18 protein-coding genes are annotated in these 19,834 nt (G+C 59.7%); 13 read left to right on the forward strand and 5 right to left on the reverse strand.

The features are described 5' to 3' along the window. Positions 1–7: 7 nt before the first annotated feature. The 3 genes from PH605_RS08135 to PH605_RS08145 all read right to left on the reverse strand — a co-directional run bounded on the left by PH605_RS08135 (position 8) and on the right by PH605_RS08145 (position 3,060). Positions 8–898: a carbohydrate ABC transporter permease gene (locus PH605_RS08135; RefSeq protein ID WP_065656065.1), complete on the reverse strand. Its 891-nt coding sequence runs from the start codon at positions 896–898 to the stop codon at positions 8–10. Positions 899–980: 82 nt separating this feature from the next. Then, the gene (locus PH605_RS08140; RefSeq protein WP_004432875.1) at positions 981–2,324 is read right to left on the reverse strand and encodes an extracellular solute-binding protein; all 1,344 of its coding nucleotides are present in this window, start codon (positions 2,322–2,324) and stop codon (positions 981–983) included. A gap of 262 nt (positions 2,325–2,586) precedes the next feature. Continuing rightward, entirely contained in the window at positions 2,587–3,060 is a 474-nt protein-coding gene (locus tag PH605_RS08145; RefSeq protein WP_142844516.1) for a VOC family protein, read from the reverse strand. 272 nt (positions 3,061–3,332) lie between these two features. Here PH605_RS08145 and PH605_RS08150 point away from each other — a divergent pair, with 272 nt between their 5' ends. From PH605_RS08150 to PH605_RS08160, 3 genes are all read left to right on the forward strand, one after another. After that, positions 3,333–5,117, forward strand: coding sequence for a methyl-accepting chemotaxis protein (locus PH605_RS08150; protein ID WP_125146358.1), 1,785 nt, complete (start codon positions 3,333–3,335; stop codon positions 5,115–5,117). Positions 5,118–5,442: 325 nt separating this feature from the next. Next, the gene (locus PH605_RS08155) at positions 5,443–6,336 is read left to right on the forward strand and encodes a transglycosylase SLT domain-containing protein (RefSeq protein WP_142844515.1); all 894 of its coding nucleotides are present in this window, start codon (positions 5,443–5,445) and stop codon (positions 6,334–6,336) included. Between the two features lie 172 nt (positions 6,337–6,508). Beyond that, the gene (locus PH605_RS08160) at positions 6,509–6,922 is read left to right on the forward strand and encodes a hypothetical protein (RefSeq protein WP_142844514.1); all 414 of its coding nucleotides are present in this window, start codon (positions 6,509–6,511) and stop codon (positions 6,920–6,922) included. Positions 6,923–6,958: 36 nt separating this feature from the next. Here the strand turns inward: PH605_RS08160 and PH605_RS08165 are convergent, their stop codons facing one another. Continuing rightward, positions 6,959–7,861: a hypothetical protein gene (locus PH605_RS08165; RefSeq protein ID WP_142780276.1), complete on the reverse strand. Its 903-nt coding sequence runs from the start codon at positions 7,859–7,861 to the stop codon at positions 6,959–6,961. 191 nt (positions 7,862–8,052) lie between these two features. Between PH605_RS08165 and PH605_RS08170 the strand changes: the two genes are divergently transcribed. The 6 genes from PH605_RS08170 (at position 8,053) to PH605_RS08195 (ending at position 14,240) form a co-directional block, all read left to right on the forward strand. Next, positions 8,053–9,033, forward strand: coding sequence for a 3'-5' exonuclease (locus PH605_RS08170; protein ID WP_142844513.1), 981 nt, complete (start codon positions 8,053–8,055; stop codon positions 9,031–9,033). A 182-nt stretch (positions 9,034–9,215) separates the two neighbouring features. Further along, positions 9,216–10,301: an ABC transporter ATP-binding protein gene (locus PH605_RS08175; RefSeq protein ID WP_065656057.1), complete on the forward strand. Its 1,086-nt coding sequence runs from the start codon at positions 9,216–9,218 to the stop codon at positions 10,299–10,301. A 30-nt stretch (positions 10,302–10,331) separates the two neighbouring features. Beyond that, complete coding sequence (locus tag PH605_RS08180) at positions 10,332–11,621, forward strand: ABC transporter substrate-binding protein (protein ID WP_004432888.1); 1,290 nt, start codon at positions 10,332–10,334, stop codon at positions 11,619–11,621. Between the two features lie 69 nt (positions 11,622–11,690). Then, positions 11,691–12,602, forward strand: coding sequence for an ABC transporter permease (locus PH605_RS08185; protein ID WP_142844625.1), 912 nt, complete (start codon positions 11,691–11,693; stop codon positions 12,600–12,602). A 4-nt stretch (positions 12,603–12,606) separates the two neighbouring features. After that, on the forward strand, positions 12,607–13,425 hold the full coding sequence (locus tag PH605_RS08190) for an ABC transporter permease (protein ID WP_142844512.1): 819 nt from the start codon (positions 12,607–12,609) through the stop codon (positions 13,423–13,425). An 11-nt stretch (positions 13,426–13,436) separates the two neighbouring features. After that, positions 13,437–14,240: an aspartate/glutamate racemase family protein gene (locus tag PH605_RS08195; RefSeq protein ID WP_142844511.1), complete on the forward strand. Its 804-nt coding sequence runs from the start codon at positions 13,437–13,439 to the stop codon at positions 14,238–14,240. Here PH605_RS08195 and PH605_RS08200 read toward each other — a convergent pair. Continuing rightward, a complete protein-coding gene (locus tag PH605_RS08200) occupies positions 14,132–15,025 on the reverse strand; it encodes a hypothetical protein (RefSeq protein ID WP_142844510.1) in 894 nt (297 codons plus the stop codon). The two genes, PH605_RS08195 and PH605_RS08200, sit on opposite strands and share 109 nt — an antisense overlap. A 573-nt stretch (positions 15,026–15,598) precedes the next feature. Between PH605_RS08200 and PH605_RS08205 the strand changes: the two genes are divergently transcribed. From PH605_RS08205 to PH605_RS08220, 4 genes are all read left to right on the forward strand, one after another. Beyond that, on the forward strand, positions 15,599–16,501 hold the full coding sequence (locus PH605_RS08205; protein WP_142781540.1) for a hypothetical protein: 903 nt from the start codon (positions 15,599–15,601) through the stop codon (positions 16,499–16,501). A 59-nt stretch (positions 16,502–16,560) separates the two neighbouring features. Next, positions 16,561–18,429, forward strand: coding sequence for a tyrosyl-tRNA deacylase (locus PH605_RS08210; protein ID WP_142844509.1), 1,869 nt, complete (start codon positions 16,561–16,563; stop codon positions 18,427–18,429). Positions 18,430–18,650: 221 nt separating this feature from the next. Further along, positions 18,651–19,193, forward strand: a complete 543-nt coding sequence (locus PH605_RS08215) for a hypothetical protein (RefSeq protein WP_065656049.1) — start codon at positions 18,651–18,653, stop codon at positions 19,191–19,193. Between the two features lie 136 nt (positions 19,194–19,329). Continuing rightward, on the forward strand, positions 19,330–19,812 hold the full coding sequence (locus PH605_RS08220; RefSeq protein ID WP_065656048.1) for a hypothetical protein: 483 nt from the start codon (positions 19,330–19,332) through the stop codon (positions 19,810–19,812). Positions 19,813–19,834 lie beyond the last annotated feature (22 nt).

Here is a 19,834-nt window from a genome sequence, read left to right on the forward strand (position 1 = left end):
CGCGGCCTCACTTGTAATGGACTTGCCGCTCGACGAAGCGGAACTGGATGAAGGTGAAGACCATGATGAGGCCGATGAGGACGAGGCTCTGGGCAGAGGCGCCGGAATAGTTCAGCCCCTCGAAGGCCTCGCTGACGATGCGGTAGACCATCACTTCGGTGGCGTGGTTGGGGCCGCCCTCGGTGGTGGAGGCGACGATGCCGAACGTATCGGCGCCGACGAAACCCTCGGTCATCATGATGACGGTGAGGAAGAACAGGGTGGGTGCAAGCAGCGGCACCTGAATGTCGATGGCGCGGCGAATGGGCCCGGATCCGTCCATGGCGGCGGCCTCCGTCAGCGAACGCGGCACGGATTGCAGGCCGGCGAACAGGAAAATGAAGGTGTAGCCCGCCCATTTCCAGATGAAGATGACGATGACGAGGATGAGCGCGTGCTCGCCATATTTGGCCGGGTTCCAGATATCGGGCCACCAGGCATTCAGCGATGCGGCGATGCCGCGTTCCGGCGACAGGATGAAGCGGAAGGCCATGCCGGCGGCGGGACCGGCAATCGCATAGGGCAGGATATAAAGCACCCGGAAAAAGCCGGAGCCAGGAAGCTGGCGATCGACCGCAAGGGCGAGCACAAGGCCGATGAGGATCGCGAAAAACGGCCCGGCGACCGCAAAGATCAGGCTGGTGAGGATCGACTGCCAATAGAGCGGATCGCCGAAGGTTTCGATGAAATTGGCTAAACCGACAAATTCCGCCTGGCCGCCGAAGGGCGGCTCCAGGGTGAATGCCCAGTTCAGCACCGCCGCGACCGGCCAATAGAAGAACAGAAGGATAAGCAGAAACTGCGGCAGGGCGAAGAGCACAGGCAGCCATGTGCTTTTGAAGACGGTACGCTTTTCCATTGGAGTCCGGCAGAGTTCGAGATTTCGGCGGGCCTGCCCGAACGACTGTCCGGACAGGCCTTTGACGGCGAGGAAAGAACGCTTAGTTCAGCTTGGCGCCTTCATAGGTCTTTTCGAAGCGGCGCAGGCCGGTGTTGGCGCGCTCGACGGCCTTGTCGAGTTCAGCCTGGATATCGGCGTTCTGCATGAAGATGGCTTCGAGCGAGGTGGCGACTTCCTTGCGGATCTGCGTGAAACCGCCGAGGCGGATACCGCGGGTATATTCGGAAGGCGGCGTAAAGGTCAGGCTCTCGATGGCCTTTTCGCGGCCCTTATAGGGGGCCTTGTCGTAAAAACCATTGGCCTTCATGGCGTCGAAGCCGGTCTTGGTGACCGGGATGTAACCGGTGACCGTCGACCACCACTCAACCATGTCGGGCTGGGCGATGAAGTTCAGGAATGCGGCAGCGCCCTTGTATTCGGCTTCCGGACGACCGGCCATGACCCACAGCGAAGCGCCGCCGACCAGCGAGTTGTGGCGTTCGGTGCCCTTCCAGATCGGCAGCATGGCGACGTCCCACTTCACGCCTTCCGGCATGGACTTGCCGACGGTGCCGTGGTTGGCGATGGAAGTCATGAACATCTGGCAGGTCTGCGAGGTGAAGGCCGGCAGGATATCCATGCCGAGCTGCTTGGTCTTGACGACGAACAGCTTCTCGTCCTGCATCTTCTTGAAGAATTTCACGTGGTCGACGAACTTGGTCTTGTTGATCGCAAGTTCCGCGTCCAGACCCTGATAACCGTTGGCCTTGGTGGCGATCGGCTGGTTGTGGATGGCGGAGAACTGCTCCATCAGCATCCATGTGTCGAAGTTAAAGGCGAGCGGGCATTCGAAGCCGGCGGCTTTCAGCTTCTTGGAAGCTTCTTCGACCTGTTCCCATGTGTCGGGCTTGAAGGTGATGCCGGCTTTTTCGAAAGCGTCGACATTGTAATAGAACATCGCGGTCGAAGAATTGTAGGGGAAGGAGTTCAATTCACCCGAAGCCGTGGCGTAATAATTGGCGATGCCGGGGAAATAATTGTTCCAGTCGATCTTGTAGCCATTGTCGGCCATCAGCTTCTTGGCGGGAACGAAAGCCTTGGACAGCATCATGTCCAGCGTGCCGGCGTCATAAATCTGGGTGATGGCGGGCTGCTTCTTGGCGCGATAGGCGGCAATGGTGTTCTGCAGGGTGGATTCGTAATCGTTCTGCGAGGTGCAGACGATCTCGAATTCGGCCTGGGAGTCGTTGAACTTCTTGCAGGTGTCCTGCACGCGGTCGCCGAGATCGCCGGAAAGACCGTACCAGAATTCGAACTTGGTCTTTTCTGCCTGGGCGGCGGTGGCGCCGAAGGCGGCGGCGATGGCGACGCCGGCCACGAAGGAAGTCAGAGCGGAAGATTTCATGAGTTGAGCCCCGTTGCTGGAATGATGGCCTGCTCGGCAAGGACTTCACGTCCCCGGCACGAAGCCACGGAGGCTCTGCTAACAGCCGTCTTTGACGGATGGCTTACAGTTTGTTGAACGTTTTATGATGACTGGCCGCGCAGCCCATTCTGCGCGGCAAAAAATGGGCGACAAATACAAAAAACCGGAATTTAAGCTGATTTATCAGGGGCTTCCGGTTTTTAGCCTGCCTCGCTACTTGCTGCTGAACAGCTTTCGCCAGTCAACCGCGACGTGCAGCCTCGATGGCGGCGACGTCGATTTTCTTCATGTCCATCATCGCATCGAAGGCGCGTTTGGCCTCCGCGCCGCCGGCGGCCATGGCTTCCATCAGCACGCGCGGCGTGATCTGCCAGGAAACGCCCCATTTGTCCTTGCACCAGCCGCAGGCGCTTTCCTGCCCGCCATCGCCGACGATGGCGTTCCAGTAACGGTCGGTTTCTTCCTGGTCTTCGGTCGATATCTGGAACGAGAAAGCCTCGCTCTGCTTGAAGACCGGCCCGCCATTGAGGCCGATGCAGGAAACGCCTGCCACGGTGAACTGCACCGTCAGCACATCTCCCTTCTTGCCGGAGGGATAGTCGCTCGGCGCATGGTGAACGCCGGTTACCGCGCTATCCGGAAAGGTTTCGGCATAAAATCTGGCCGCGGCCTCGGCATCCTTGTCGTACCAGATACAGATCGTGTTCTTTTCCATTTGTGTGCTCCTCCCAAATTGAAATCGTCGTAGCGCCGGCGCGGAAATTCGCCGGCCATTGCCGGTTCCCCATTCGGTATAGAATGCGAGCATGCGCCGAACGTTCCCAAAAAAAGGCGGCGAGAAAAAACCGGCAGAGAACACATTGCACGGTATCTGCAACTTCAGATGATGAACATCAACTTTATCCTTAAATATTATTTAAGAATGTAATCATAATATTCACGAATGATTTTGAATAGGAATCATCCCTTTCCATCGGAGAAACGCGCGTGAGTATTCTTGATCGTGGTGCCAATGCTTTTGCGGTTCTCGCCGCGCTTTCCAAATCCCAGGCCATCATTGAATTCGACCTTTCGGGAAAAATTCTCAACGCCAACGAAAATTTCTGTCGGGCGCTCGGTTATGAGCTATCGGAAATCGTCGGCAGGCACCACAGCATGTTCGTGGAGCCGGCGGTCGTGTCCTCGCAGGATTACAAGGCCTTCTGGTCCAAGCTCTCGGCCGGCCAGTTCGATCAGCGGCAATATAAGCGCATCGGCAAGGGCGGCCGGGAAGTCTGGATCGAGGCGTCCTACAATCCGGTGTTTCGTCGCGGCAAGCCGGTGAAAGTGGTCAAGATCGCCACCGATATTACCGACCGCAAGCTGAAGGCGGCGGAAGATGCCGGCAAGATCGATGCCCTGTCACGGGCGCAGGCCATCATCGAATTCTCCCCGAACGGCGAGGTTTTGACTGCAAACGAGAATTTTCTGGCCGCGCTCGGTTATTCGCTGGCGGAAGTGCAGGGCAGGCACCATTCCATGTTCTGCGAACCGGCCTATACGCAGTCGTCGCAATATAAGCAGTTCTGGGAAAGGCTGGCCGGCGGCGATCTCGTGGCGGATGAGTTCATGCGGCTTGGCAAGGGCGGCCGCAAGGTCTTCATTCAGGCGTCCTATAATCCGATCTTCGATCTCAACGGCAAGGTGTTCAAGGTCGTCAAATTCGCGACCGACGTGACCGGCCGCGTCGAAAACGTCGAAAAGCTGGCGCAATGTCTCACCGATCTGGCCGAGGGCGATCTTGCCCAGAGCATCGACAAACCCTTCATCCCCTCGCTTGAAAGATTGCGCACGGATTTCAACGCGGCTTCGGAAAAGCTCAAAAGGGCCATGACGCTGGTGTCTGAAAATGCCGGCGCCATTTCGTCCGGTTCCAACGAGATCAGGTCCGCTGCCGACGATCTCGCCAGACGCACGGAGCAGCAGGCCGCCTCCATCGAGGAAACGGCAGCCGCGCTCGAAGAAATCACCACCGCCGTCAACGATTCGAGCCGTCGCGCCGAAGAGGCCGGCAAGATCGTCGCCCGTGCCCGTGACCATGCGGAACATTCGGGACAGGTGGTGCGCGATGCGATCGGCGCCATGGACCAGATCGAAAAATCATCACGCGAGATTTCCAACATTATCGGCGTGATCGACGAAATCGCCTTCCAGACCAATCTTCTGGCATTGAATGCAGGCGTGGAAGCCGCCCGCGCGGGTGAAGCGGGCAAGGGTTTTGCCGTGGTGGCGCAGGAAGTTCGCGAACTCGCGCAGCGTTCCGCAACGGCCGCCAAGGAAATCAAGAGCCTGATCAATGCCTCCGGCGCGCAGGTGGAAAACGGCGTCGGCCTTGTCACCCGGGCGGGTTCGGCCCTGCAGGAAATCGCCGAGCAGGTGCGGGATATCAACACTAATGTCGTTGCGATTGTCGATGCCGCGCGCGAACAGTCCACGGCGCTCGCGGAAATCAATCAGGCGGTCAACACCGTCGATCAGGGCACCCAGCAGAACGCCGCCATGGTCGAGGAACAGACCGCCGCAAGCCACAGCCTTGCGCGGGAAGCGGCGGCCCTGTTCGAACTTCTCGGGCAATTCCGGTTCGAGGACATGGCCCGATCCTCCGCCTCTGCGCGCGGCGGCTTCGAGCAGCAATCCGCGCCAGTGAGCTCGCATCGCAGCGCACCCCGCCCGCTTGCGGCGCGCGGTTCCGCCGCGGTTGCCGTCAAGCATGAGGAGTGGCAGGACTTTTAGGGTGAGGCCTCAACAAGCCGAGCCAATCACGCCAACGTCATCCTCGGGCTTGTCCCGAGGATCTGCAACGTATTGATTTTATTCGACCTGATCAGAACCTCGGCACAGGGCCGAGGATGACGTCGAGAGAACGTTGGCCCTCCACGACTGACTTGAAAGGGGCTGCCCGCCGTCCGCGCCCCATCCGATCACGTCAGTCCATTCGATGTTCGATACGTGATGACAAGCCGCAAAGCTGGGCATATCTTCCGGTTTGGCCGATAATCGGCACATCGTGTCTGGAATTTTCGGGGGCTTTCGCTTGGCAGGGATATCGACAAGCCGCATGGCTCTTGCCCTGTGTCTGCTGACCGCAGCCTTCGGCGCGGCGCAAGCCGAAGAGCCCGCCGGGAAAAAAGCCGCCTGCGCCTATAGCCATGATGTCGCGCCGGACCTGTGCATCAATGCAGGCAGTTACAATAATGATCTTTGCCATGCCATTGAGGTGCTCGCCGCCCGCCATGCCGTTCCGCCGGATTATTTCGCCCGGCTGATCTGGCGGGAAAGCCTGTTCCGGCCCAATGCGGTCAGTCCGAAGGGGGCGGAGGGCATCGCCCAGTTCATGCCGGGAACGGCCCGGTTGCGCGGTCTCGAAGACAGTTTCAACATCATCGCCGCGCTTGAGGCGTCTTCCCGATATCTCTCCGAATTGAACGTGCAGTTCGGCAATTTCGGCCTTGCCGCCGCAGCTTACAATGCGGGGGAGGCGGGCTTGCGGAACTTCATCGCCAACGGCCGCCTGCCCACCGAAACCCGCGATTATGTGTTTGCGATAACCGGTTATCCGGTGGAGACATGGAAGGACAATCCGCCGGAAAAGGCGGCGCCGGCGCTGGATGACAACCGTTCCTTCCTCGATGCCTGCGTGCGTCTCGCCGACACCCGCACCATGAACGATCCCGTTCTCATTGCATCGGCCGACTGGGCGCCATGGGGCGTGCAGCTTGCGGCGCATTATAATCCGTCCGTGGCGAACCGGCTTTTCACCCGGGCGATCCTGCAGCTTTCGGACCCGCTGAATGCCGAGCGGGCTTTGATCGTGCGGCAGCGGGGCGGAAATTTCGGTTCGCGGCCGCGTTATGCCGCCCGCATCGGCCGGGAAACCAGAGCCGAAGCCAATGCGCTTTGTGGCGATATCCGGCGGGCGGGCGTTCCTTGCACCGTGTTCCGCAACAGGTAAAAACGGCGCGCGCCGAACCGGTAAATCGTCCTTTCGCGACAGGGCTGATCATAACAAGTTGATCGGCTTTGCGGCCGTTCCATCTTTCCGTGCAAAATGATCGTGCCTAGATTTGCCCCGGACGCCGGCCGAGAGCCGGGGCCGGTGACGTTTTGTAGGGAATGATCTGGAAATGAGATGGCTTGAAAGAGGATGTCTGGCGGCCGTGCTGGTCGTCGTTGCGGCGTGCACCAGCGCCGGCGAGACGGAGATTTCCCGCACTGTCGCCGGTTTCGTGGGGCAACCGCGCGAGGCCGCAATCGCCCGACTCGGCCGCCCGAACAAGGTCATCATCGAGAACGGCGACACCGAATCCTACTGGCTGAAAGTCGATAGGGAGACCTATGCCGGTCTCAGCAACAGGCGCGAAGTCAAGACCGTAGACGGGCAGGCGCAGGTCTCGGAAACCGAGGGCATGAAGATCAAGGAGCATCGCCGCGACTGCATCATCAAGATAACCGCAGATGCCGCCTCCATCATCAGGACAAGCGAGATCATCGGCAATCCGGCCAATTGCGAAAACCTTCTCGACAGCCAGGCCTCCTGAGGAACTGCTGGCGCGGCCGCTCCGCTTGCCGAAGCCTCAAAGCTCCATCTTGATCGTCAGCATATATTCGGTGCCCTTCGCCCGGTCGCGCGTGCGGGAGACTTCGAGCGTGACCTTATCCATCTTGTGCCCAAGGGTTTCCTTGATCGTTCCTCCCGGCGTATCCTCGCGTCGGAACGAGGTGTCGCCGTAACCGACGCCGATTTTGCGGGTAATGGCGTTTTCCGTGTAGGTTCTTCCGAACATGGCGGAAGCCTGGCCGCTGCGCACCGTCGTTTCGAAACCGCGGGATTCGAGGTCGCGATAGGCCGAGGCGGCAATCGAATTGTCCGAGCTGCTATAGCTGCCGCCGGCGCTTATTCTGGCGAGGCGATGGCCGTCATGTTCCAGGGAAAAATTGCCATCGGCCGAAGGTCCGAAACGACCGCCGTTCATGGCATCCTTATAGGTGAAGCGGAAGCGGCCGCTGCGTGCGTCCACCTGATAATTATAGGAGGCGTCGCCGCTGCGGATCTGGATGCCCGGCGCGGGCTCGCTGCCGAGGATCGGCGAAACCTTGTCCGCGAACTGGAACAGGGGTTTGGTGACCTCTTCGAATTCCGACGTCGACAATGCCAGCGGCTTGCCATCCGGGTCGAACTTCCCGACCGCCAGGCACGGGCGCTGGTTGATGATGCTCTTCAGGGCAAAGACCGTGCAATTGTCGCTTGTCGTGCCGGCAATCGCGGCGTGCACGGAATTGCGCAGGGTGTAACTGCCGCAGCAGGAGAAGGCCTCGTTGTCGAGGCTCGCATCGCGCGTATAGCCCGTAAAGACAATGCCGCTTGCCCCGTTGGTAAGGCCTGCATTCGCGAAATGCGGCCCGCTTTGCAGCGGAAACAGCTTCAGCCGGCTCTGGTCAGCGAGCGTTTTCGGGTTGGAAGGCGATGGAAGCGGCATTCTTCTTCTCTCCTGAAAAACGGGAACGGTGCGCTTTTTTTACCATCGTAAATTGAAGCCGCAACCCTTAACTGTACCCCGTGAGATATGCCGTTTCTGTGGATGAGAGCGACCGCTGTTGTTACCGTGAGCCTGTGCGCATATGCTGGATTACTCAATCTTGATTTCCGGGCAAGGCGGACAGGCGCATAATGACCTCCCAGTTGGATTTTTTCGCACCCGCGGCAGCGCGGCTTCCGCAGGCTGAAAGAGGGCGAAAAGCCGGTGGTCGCGAAACGGCCCAAAAGACCGGTACGGACGATGAGGCCCTTACCGCCTATCTTGAATCCACCGGCAATTATCGTGTCCTGCGCCGGCTGCAGCCGCGCGCGGTCGTCGATCAGCCAAGGCCGGAATTTGCCCGTCAGGGTGTGATCCTCGATACGGAAACGACGGGTCTCGACCATCGCACCGATGAGATCATCGAAATCGGCGTCATCACCTTCACATTCGACGATAACGGCACAATCGGCGATGTCACCGGCATTTATGGCGGGTTGCGGCAGCCAGGTATCGCCATTCCCGAAGAAATCACCCGTCTGACCGGGATCACCGACGAGATGGTCGCGGGACAGTCGATAGACATGGACCGGCTGACCTCCCTCGTTGCCCATGCCGATCTGATCATCGCCCACAATGCCGGTTTCGACCGTCCCTTTTGCGAGGCCTTCTCGCCGATCTTCCGCGACAAGGCATGGGCCTGCTCCGTTTCGGAAATAGACTGGCGCACGCGTGGTTTCGAGGGCAACAAGCTCGGTTATCTGATCGGCCAATCCGGCTATTTCCACGATGGCCATCGCGCGGTGGACGATTGTTTCGCGCTGCTGGAAGTGCTGGAGCAGACGCGCCCCGGCCAGAGCAGCACGCCCTTTGCCGAACTCCATGACGCGAGCCGGCGCTCAAGGGTGCGCCTCTACGCGGAAAACAGCCCGTTCGACATGAAGGATCATCTGAAAAAGCGCGGCTATCGCTGGTCGGACGGCTCCGATGGCCGGCCGAAATCCTGGTGGGTGGAGCTGCCGGAGGAAAAGCTCGAAGAGGAGCTGCATTTCCTGCGGACCGAAATCTACCGCTGGGACGCCGATCCGACGGTCAAATATCTCACCGCTTTCGACCGGTTCAGGGCCGGGTGAAGCGCGGGGCATTTTGGGCTTTCAGATTGCATACAATTTCTGCAATGAATCGAAAACAATCGCTGTAAAATTGGGCAGGTCCGCGCACGGGTCTCCGAAGCGCAAAAAAATATCATTTTACATCAATGGCTAAGCCGATTGGCACGCCTCCTGCATGACAAAGACGTCGCAGGAGAGTGTTTATGAGCAAAGCCGCAGCAATCGACATCGCGTCCGTATCCAAGATTTACGGCAACACCACCGCCGTGCATGCGATAAGCCTCAAGATTCCCGCCGGGAGCTATTGCTGCCTGCTTGGCCCGTCGGGCTGCGGCAAGACCTCGACATTGCGGATGATTGCCGGCCACGAAAGCATCTCCAGCGGCGATGTCCGGCTAGGCAATACAGTCGTCACCGATCTGCCGCCCGCCCGGCGCGGCACGGCGATGATGTTCCAGTCCTATGCGCTGTTTCCGCATCTCGATCTCGTCGACAATGTCGCCTTCAGCCTCAAGATGAAGGGCGTGGACAAGGAAACCCGCCGGGCGAAGGCGCTCGAAATGCTGCGGCTGATGCAGCTCGAACCCTATGCCAGCCGCCGGCCGGCCCAGCTTTCCGGCGGGCAACAGCAGCGCGTGGCGCTGGCGCGCGCGCTGATTACCGATCCCGAGGCGCTGCTGCTGGACGAGCCGCTTTCGGCGCTCGATCCGTTTCTCAAGATCCGCATGCGCGCCGAGCTGAAGAAGCTTCAGACCTCGCTAGGCATTACCTTCGTGCATGTCACCCACAGCCAGGAAGAGGCCATGGCGCTCGCCGATATCATCGTCGTCATGAATGACGGCCGCATCGAACAGGCGGCCACCCCGCGCGAGGTGTTCGAGCGTCCCGCCACTGCCTTCGTTGCCCGCTTCATGGGCGACCACAATGTCATTTCCGGGCGTTACCGGGAAAAAACGGATGATCTCGTTACGCTCGAAGTGGCGGGCGGCGGCACTTTCACGGCAAGCGGCGTCGCCCCGGATGACGGCGCGGTCGATATCGCCGTGCGCACCGACCGCGTCCGCGTCGGGGAGGCGCAGCAGCCGGGCCTCGGTTTCACCGGCATCGTCTCGAATGTCGAATATCGCGGCGCAAGCGTGAAGATCGCCGTCACCGGCGCGGGCATCGAGGATTTCAACGTCATCCTCAGCGATGCCGCCTTCTTCGAAAATCCGGTCAGGACCGGCGACGCCATACCGCTTTCATGGAATGCGGCCGATGCCATCGTGCTCGGCCGGGTAGAGAAGTGACCCCAAAAATAACCAGAGGAGAACTTTGAAATGACCGATACCACCAACAGCAAAAAGGGCCTGTCCCGCCGCGGCCTCCTGAAAGCGGGTGCAGCCGCCACGGGTGCGGCGATCGGCTCCGGCCTTATCACCGGCTTCCCGACCATCTGGGCGCAGAACCCGATCACCATCCGCCAGTTCGGCACGGGTGTGTCGAACCTCAACGCCATTGCCGAAAAGTGCAAGGCCGATCTCGGCATCACGCTTGAAATGACGGCGACGGATTCGGATGCCGCCGCCCAGCGCGCCGTCACCCAGCCGAACTCCTACGATATCGCCGATATCGAGTACTGGATCCTGAAGAAGGTCTATCCGGCCGGCGTCATCCAGCCGATGGAAATCAAGAAGCTGAAATATTACGACAAGATCGTGCCGCTGTTCAAAAACGGCAAGCTGAAGCCGGACAGCGTCGTGGCGCAGGGCACGGCCCCGCACACGGTCGGTTTCGTCGAAAAGCCCGGCGACAAGAAGTTCGCCAAGGGCGAGACCGATTATTTCACCATGGTTCCTACCATCTACAACGCCGATACGCTCGGCATCCGCCCCGATCTCGTCGGCCGCGATATCTCCAGCTGGGCCGATATCATGGACCCGAAGTTCAAGGGCAAGACCTCGATCCTCAACATTCCCTCCATCGGCATCATGGATGCGGCGATGATCATGGAAGCCATGGGCAACATCAAATATGCCGACAAGGGCAACATGACCAAGGAGGAGATCGACAAGACCATCGACTTCCTCATCAAGGCGAAGAAGGACGGCCAGTTCCGCGCCTTCTGGAAGAGCTTCGATGAAAGCGTCAACCTCATGGCCTCGGGCGAAGTCATCATCCAGTCCATGTGGTCGCCCGCAGTCGCCGCGGTCCGTTCCAAGGGCATCGCCTGCAAATACCAGCCGCTGAAGGAAGGCTATCGGTCCTGGGGCGGCGGTCTTGGCCTTGCAAAGCACCTCTCGGGCGCGAAACTCGATGCGGCCTATGAATATATCAACTGGTACACTTCCGGCTGGGTCGGCGCTTACCTCAACCGTCAGGGTTATTATTCCGCCGCCATGGAAACGGCCAAGGAACACATGAGCGCCGACGAGTGGGGCTACTGGGTCGAAGGCAAGCCGGCGCAGGGTGATATCATCGCGCCCGACGGCAAGGTCATGGAAAAGGCCGGCGCCGTGCGCGATGGCGGCTCCTTCGAGGAACGCATGGGCAAGGTCGCGTGCTGGAACTCCGTTATGGATGAAGACCGCTACATGGTTCGCCGCTGGAACGAATTCATCGCGGCCTGATGTCCTGAAAAGACGGCGCCGGCGGCCAATGCCGCCGGTTCCTGCCCATAAACAGCGAAAGGCTTCATGATGGTGACGGTCAGACTCATCGGCGTCAGCGACAAAAAGGACACGCCGCCCCGCAGTTTCGCGCTGCCGCAAAAGCTCGTCTCCTATGTCCAAGCTGCCCCGCTTTTGCTGATCCTCGGCTTTTTCCTGGCTCTGCCGATCCTCATGATCGCCGTTGTCAGCTTCTGGGATTACGATTTCGCCCAGATGTATCCGGATTTCGTGACGTTCAACTATCTGGAAACGCTCGGCTCGTGGGTCACCTGGCAGACCTATCTCAACACCCTGAAATATGCTGCCATGGTCTGGGCCATCACGCTGTTCTGCGGTTTCTGGATCGCCTATTTCCTCGCCTTCCACATTCGCACCACCACCATGCAGATGGTGCTCTTCCTCGTCTGCACCGTGCCCTTCCTGACGTCGAACATCATCCGCATGATTTCCTGGATTCCGGTGCTTGGGCGAAACGGCCTCGTCAACAGCGCATTGGTCGGCACCGGCATCATTCCCGAGCCGATCGAATGGCTGCTTTATTCGGATTTCGCCGTGGTGCTGGCCATGGTGCATCTTTATACGCTGTTCATGGTCACGCCGATCTTCAACACGCTGATGCGCATCGATAAATCGCTGATCGAGGCGGCGCGTGACGCCGGCGCGACGGGCTGGCAGACGCTCAGCAACGTCATCATTCCACTTGCCAAACCCGGCATGGCGATTGGTAGCATCTTCGTCGTCACGCTGGTCATGGCCGATTTCTCCACCGTTCAGGTGATGTCCGGCGGTCAGAGCGCCTCGGTGGCGCTGATGATGAAGAACCAGATGTCGCTGCTGCAATATCCGGCCGCCGCTGCGAACGCCGTCATCCTGCTCATCCTCGTTCTTCTGATGGTCGCGGGCATCCTGCGCATCGTCGATATCCGCAAGGAGCTTTGATCCAATGCATCAGGAAAAACGCGGCCGCGAATTCTATGTCCTCGCCTTCTTTTTCGCCCTCTTCGTGCTGTTTCTTTACGGCCCGCTGTCGGCCATCCTCATCCTCGCCTTTCAGGGGCCCAATGGCGGGCTGACTTTCCCGCTGAACGGCGTTTCGCTGCACTGGTTCGGCAATCTCTTCGAACAGCAGGCCGTCGGCGATTTCGGCGGCTCTTTCCGCCGCTCCTTCGCTCTTGGCCTGATGGTCATGGCCGTTACCGTGCTTGTCTCGCTGCTGGCGGGCCTTGCCTTCCGGCGCAAATTCATCGGGGCGACGCCGTTGTTCTATCTGTCGGTCGCAAGCCTCGTGGTGCCGTCGATCATCATTTCGCTCGGCATCGGCGTTCTGTTCCAGCAGCTCGGGCTGGAGCCGTCATGGTATACGTCCGCCTTCGGCGCGCATCTCACCTGGACGCTGCCTTTCGGCGTGCTCATCATGCTGGCCGTCTTCAACCGCTTTTCGCCGTCCTATGAGGAAGCGGCCCGCGATCTCGGCGCATCCTCCTGGCAGACCTTCGCCCATGTGGTGCTGCCGATGATCGCGCCGAGCCTGATCGGCGTCGGCCTCTTCGGCTTCACGCTTTCTTATGACGAGTTCGCCCGCACATTGATGACGTCAGGCACCTACAACACGCTGCCGCTGGAAATCTACGGCATGACCACCAATGTCACGACGCCGGTGCTTTATGCGCTCGGTGCTGTTACAACCCTGTTTTCCTTCCTGGTGATCGCGGCCACGCTCGGCCTGATCGTCACGCTCAATCGCCGCCATTCACGCGGATAAAGAAACGTAAAATGCGCATACTCGTCATCAATCCCAACACCACGCAATCCATGACCGCGACCATCGCCGACGCCGCGACGCGGATAGCCGGCCGTGATACGGACATAATGGCCGTTACCTCGTCCATGGGGCCTGTCTCCATCGAAGGTTATTACGACGAGGTTTTCGCCGTGCCCGGCCTGCTGCTGGAGCTGGCAAAGGCGCCGGCGCTTGGAGCCGACGCGGCGATCATCGCCTGTTTCGACGATACCGGGCTCGATGCCGCCCGGGCTCTCGCCGATATTCCCGTTATCGGCATCTGCGAGGCGGCGGTCTCCGCCACCGCCTTCATCGCCCAGAAATTCACCATCGTCACGACGATGGAACGCTCGCGGCTGCCGCTGGAACATCTTGTCCATCGTTATGGCATGTCCGCCCGCTGCAATGTGCGCGCCGCCGATATTCCGGTTCTGTCGCTGGAAGATCCCGCCTCGAACGCTCGTGAAAGGCTGCGCGCGGAAATCTCGCTGGCCCTGAAAGAGGACAGGGCGGAGGCGATCGTGCTCGGTTGCGCCGGTATGGCGGATCTTGCCGCCGAACTGCGCGATGAGTTCGGCGTGCCGGTTGTCGATGGCGTCGCGGCGGCCGTCAAGCAGGCGGAATCGCTGGTGTCCATGGGGTTGTTCACCGCCAAGCGCGGCGCCTATGCCACGCCGCTTGCCAAGCCCTATCGCGGATTGCTGGAGCCATTCCGGCCGGACAGGCTCTCCGGGGCATCGGCAGACGGCGGAGACGTTCTCACCGCTTCCGCCCATAAAACGACGAAGGCGAGCTGATAGGCCAGATCGCGCTGGACGTTCTGCAATGCAAGATCGCTCAGAACTATTCTGGATCCGTTTCTTTGCAAGATGTTCAAACGCTCGGCCCTGGCGAGTATGGCCGTGACATGAGCGCGACTGACCCCATAGGCGCGCGCCGTCGCCTTGCGGGAGAACACGCAACCCGTCGCATCGCACGCGTCTGTCTTCGCGGCGGACAGCAGGTCCAACAGGATCAGGAAACCAGGCGCATGCCCAAGGAACATCCGCATTCCCTCTGAGAGAAAAGGCAAATCCTGCGCGTGCCGCAGAAACCAGCTCACACCGTCGATCAGCGCGCCCGTTCCGATGGCTTCCTCCGCAGGCGTCTCCGTTGCCGGGAGGGTTTGCCATGGCGAGGCCGCGACGCAATAGGTGCTGGCAAGCCTCTCGATTGCCGAAATAATCCAGCCATTTAGCGACCATGGCCGCTCACGGTTATCGCCGCCGGGCGGGTGACGCTGCGCGGTATTTTCCAGTTCCAGCCAGTCGATCAAGGCGCGTGTCCTGCGGCTGGATGCCCAGCCGGGTGGAACGACGACGGCCTGAACCGCCGCCAGCGTAAATTGCCCGCCATGGACCGATGCGATGCCCACGGCGCACATGACGGTGGCGAATGCGCCGAAGTCTCCGAGTGCACGGACGAGGCGCTGCTCCTGTTTGAAGGCGTTCGATAGGTGGGTGCAAAGATAGGCGACGGCATCACCAAAGGCATCGTCGTTCAGGATTCGGTTCGCAAGTAGGTCCAGCCTCTCTCGAAGCATGTCCGGCCGAGGCCGGGCGAAGTCCCTCCTCGGGTGCGTCTTTGAAGCTGGGGCGCCTGCTTTTCCGGATACCTTTCTCCCGTGGTTTTTTGCGCATCGCTACTTTATGGCGAATTCGAAAACGTGAGTTCTGTTCGCTGATGACGGCCGTGCAGGGCAGTCGTGACAGCCGGAAGGTTCCCCTCCGTAAGATGCGTGCATTTTGTTGCACTCCCCCGAGGCCCCGTTGAGCGGTATTAAAAAATACTCTCATAAATTGAATGTTAAGGGGCGCGTAAAAATGTGTTCCCTTTTGAAACGGTTTGCGGGAGTAACGCTGACAATAGCGTTATATGCTGTTTTTATTGCATAATTTAATGAAGCGTCGGATGTGGAATCTTTCGTTCATTTACCCGGAATGCAATCTTTGATGGTTGCTTTTTAGGTCTTGACGACGTTGCAGACGATGCGTCCGAAAGTGCCTGATATCCGAATGTTACTGCCAGGACTCCGGCACGGTCGGCAACGATGCCGGGCGGCGCATGGAGCCCGTCATGCCTTTTATTCATCCCCAATTCTCCAGAGGAGGTTGAAATGATGCAACTTAAACACGTTGTTTTTGCCGGCCTTGCGGCCTTCGCAATGGAATTCGATATCCCGTCCATGGGCCAGCCGGCCATTGCGAACGCGGCCACCCTCACCGCCGAGCAGACGGCGGCTTTCAAGTCGAAACTGGAACAGGCGGAAGCGAGCCGCGAACTGCTCGGCCGCCGATCCGTGTGCCTGATGGACCATCTGACGGCGCAACAGCAGCTCAGCGCCGACCGCGAGAAGGCGCTGGGGGAGGCCATGTACCTGCAGATCGAGCTGGAGCGGCAGGTGGTGCAGTCCGAAACCAGCGTGAAGGGCTATGAGGAGCTGGTTCAGTCCGAAAACGAGAACGTCAAGGCGCGCCAGGCCACCTTCGAAAAAGCCCGGAAGGAAAGGGACGAGCAGGCCAAGCGAGTAAAAATATGCAGCGGCGTCCTCTTCTTCCTGCCGGGAATTTGCCAGGCCGGTGACGCCGCGGTGAAGGCGCTGGGCTGGATGAATGATGCGGAGCGGGAATACCGGACCGCGCAGCCACGGCTGGACAATGCCCGGGCGGCTCTTGAAGGCGTTCGCAACCAGCTCGAAAACAATCGCCGCCAGCTTGCGGCGGCACAGCAGAGCCACGCGGAAAACCAGAAGGCGGTGAAAACTCTGGAGGAGCAGATCACCAAGCTCAAAGCGGCGATCTCCACCATCAACGTCAAGGTTCAGGACTTCAACATTCAGGTCGGCAACTTCACCAGCGCTCTGAAGGAAGCGAGCGAGGTCAATCCTGACGACGCGAAAATACGTCAGGTTACGCGGCTGTCCGCCGAGATCGACGGCCTGACCAAAGACGTGCCGCAGTTCATTTCCTCCACCGAGGCCGGACTGCCGGACGACGCGAAGAAGCAGTGCGGATCGTGAACGATCACCCCCCCCAAAAAAATGACTCTCCGTAACCACCCATCAACAGGAGCATGAAAATGAACAATGTCGTGACTTTCGAAAGCCGGACCGCCCAGATCAACAGCGCAATCGACGCCGGCGTCGACGCTATCGTTTCGCAACCGAATTTCAGCCTTCCCAAGTCGGATACGGCGCTTGTCCGGTCTTATGTCGATAAGATCCAGGGGACCTATGATGTCGAGCGCGCCAAGCGCGACACCGACAATGCGATCGATCTGCTTTACATCGCCTATAACACCACGCCGCAGGAAAACGGCGATATTCGCGTCCGCATCAGCGCAATCATGAACAGGCTGATCACGTCGCAGCAGAAAAGCGAAATAGTCATGAAGAACGCGATGGAGGCGGCCACCCGCATCGGCCTGTCCATCGGCGATCTTTTCCCGGACTGGCTCGATGTCAGGGAAGAAAACGATCAGGCCGAAATCAAGGCATTTGTCTCCAACGATCTGATAAAGCTCGCAACGAATATCCGGGATAGGGCGCTCAGCGTTCGAGACGAGCTTCTTGCCCTCGCTGCAACCTATGACGCCATCATCAGGGACACGGCGCAAACCACGGATATGAGCGAAACGGCGTTGAGCAAACGCCTCGCCGATAAAGCCGTGATGGAACGCGAAATCCGGGAGGCGGACGCACGGCGGGAACAGCTTGAATCGCTTGTCAACGATCTCAAGGAACAGGTTGCGGCGTTCGAAAAGAAGGCCCGGGAATATGAGCAGCGGGCCAATACGGCCGAGCAGCGTGCTTTTGTCATGTCGATCGTCCGCGTCGGCGCGCAGATGATTTCAAGCGCAATTCCCGCCATCGCCATGGTGGCGGGCGGTCCTGCCTCCATGCTGGCCTCGTCGGTTGGCGGCGCGCTTTCGGGACAGTCCAAGGGCGGGCAGGATGCAGACGGGCAGGGGCAGGGCGGCGGCTCCCGCACCCCGTCAGGCGGCGGAAGCAAGGCCGATGCGGCCGCCAAGCAGAGCGAGCTTTCCGAAAAGAAAGCCGAGCTTCGCAAGAGCGAGGAAAAACGCGACGCTCTGAAGGGGGATGTCAAGTCGCTCGAGGACGCCAAGGCGAAGCTTGCGCAGGACGCGGAGAGCGCGGACCCCAAATCGAGCAAGGCCATCGAGCTTGCCGAACTCGACAAACGTCTGGCAGCACGTGCCGCGGAACTCAAGGCGCAGGAAGAAAAGATCGCCGCTCAGCAAACGGTTATTTCCAGCCTGCAGGCTTCGCTCGATGCTTTGGACAAGGGGCTGGGCAAGCTCTCCGAAGAGCAGCAGCAACAGGCCGCCAGCCTGCGCGAAATCCAGATGCAGATGATCGACAAGGCGGAGGCCTATGAGAAGGAACGCCGTACCCAGGCGGCCGAGCTCATCAGGATCAATGCCCTGCTGAAGGGAAAGCAGGCCGAGGATGACAAGATCAAGCTTGCGGTGCAATCGCTCAACGTCAGCATTTCCGCGCTGAAACGCATGAAGGAAATCGTTGAAGAAATCGCCTTCTTCTTCAAGGGCTTTGCCGATTTCATGCAGGCGGTTGCAGATGATGCCCAGCGTCAGATCACCGGCATCGAAAATGTCGCCGGGCAGGAGCCGCTGCGAAAGAACCGCTTCGCGCAGCTCATCCGCTCCGTCGACGAGTTCTTCGTCAGGCAAACCGCCCAGTGGCACGCGGTGGTGATCGTCTCCGACCGCTTCAACCGCAGCTTTGCCGAAGGATGGTCGAAGCTCAACAAGTTGCAGGGTGGATATATCGACAGTGCCAATCTGCCGGCCTATCTGGCGGGTGTCGCGGAGAAGCTCTCGGCCATCGTCGCCGAACGTGAGGCTGCCGCGGACGCAAAAATCGCGTCGTTGCAGGCCTATCGTCAGGACCTCAGCAAGACCGCCTGATCCCTTAAGAGCCTGCCGCTCCTGTTCCGGCCCGACAGGACGCGTCTCCATGATCCCGGCCGAACACGTCCCCTCGGGCATGGGATCATGGGCAATGTCCTGCCGGCGCAGATGCCGGCAGGACGGCCAACACCACCCAGACCTCAACACCCGGCAGATGTAATCAACGACGGGCACCCGGCTGTAACCCGTACCCCGTCATTTTCAACAAGGAGAAGACCATGCCAACAGTCAACAACCCTCCCGCCCTGGTGCCCCAGCTAACCCCCGCCTGGTGCTTTGCCGCCGTCGAACAGATGGTGCGGGCCTATTACGGACTTCCCGCGGCGACGCAATACGTCATTGCAAGGCGCAACACCGCAGCACTCGCCACCGTCGATCCCGAGGTTCGCGAGCGCTGGGAACTGGCGGAGGTTCTGGATCAAACCGGCGGCATCAATGAACAGGCCGGCGCCAACCAGAACAGCAATATCGTCCAGCTGGTTTCCAGCCAGTGGAACGCCTTCGATCACGAAACGACCGGCGGCCACTTCGTCAATGGCCTGACGGCCGATATCGTCAGACACGAGATCGATAACAACCGCGTCTTCGTGATCGGCACGGAGTACCACTATTACCTCGTCTATGGCTACACCGTGAATGGCAAGGATCTGGAACTTCATATCCTCGATCCATGGCCAGCCGGGCAGGGCGGTGCCAGAACGCGGCTCGGCCTGCAGGCGTTTTTGGCCATGCCGGCCCGCGTCGCCATCACCTTCGGCTAAGCCGCAAAGCCGAACACCGGCCGCATTTCCATCGATTGCCGGATTTATCCGGCGCCCAATCAACCACAGATCCCACCATGCTATCCTGCACGCCAACGTCCGGGAACAGGTGGTCCATGTCCAAAAGGAGATACACATGCCACTTCTTGGCAATTTCGTCGTCAAGCATATCCGGCCCTTCGGTGAAGCAGGATATAATGCTTTCGGCAATGATCAAACCATCGAGTTCCTCTCAAGTCTCGGGCTCAGCGGCGGGGATATCGCGAATATTTTCGCCGCCTGGCGCCTGGCGGCCCTGGCCGATCCCGTCGGCGAGAGCAATCTTCTCGTTGCGGCAGCGAATGGGCTGGCGCAGGCGCGATGGGAATATCTCTATGAGACCCAGATGAGCACTGTCCTGTTCCTCGACGATGTCCAGCTTGAATCGCTCAGCCACCTCGCGCCGGGCGCCAACCAAAACTTCTCATGGCGATCCCCAACCCCCATCGCCGCCGCGGTGACCATCCACAACGGCAGCAACCGGCATCACATCATCTGGGATGCGACGGGCTTTTCCGGCGGCACCGATGAAAATGGCTGGATTTCGCACTTCACCGCATTGTTGCCCACCGAGCGATAGGCCCTTCGCCGGATAATCGCCA

Origin of the sequence: Agrobacterium sp. CFBP 3001, assembly GCF_027871605.1 — a bacterium.
Taxonomy (GTDB): domain Bacteria; phylum Pseudomonadota; class Alphaproteobacteria; order Rhizobiales; family Rhizobiaceae; genus Agrobacterium; species Agrobacterium leguminum.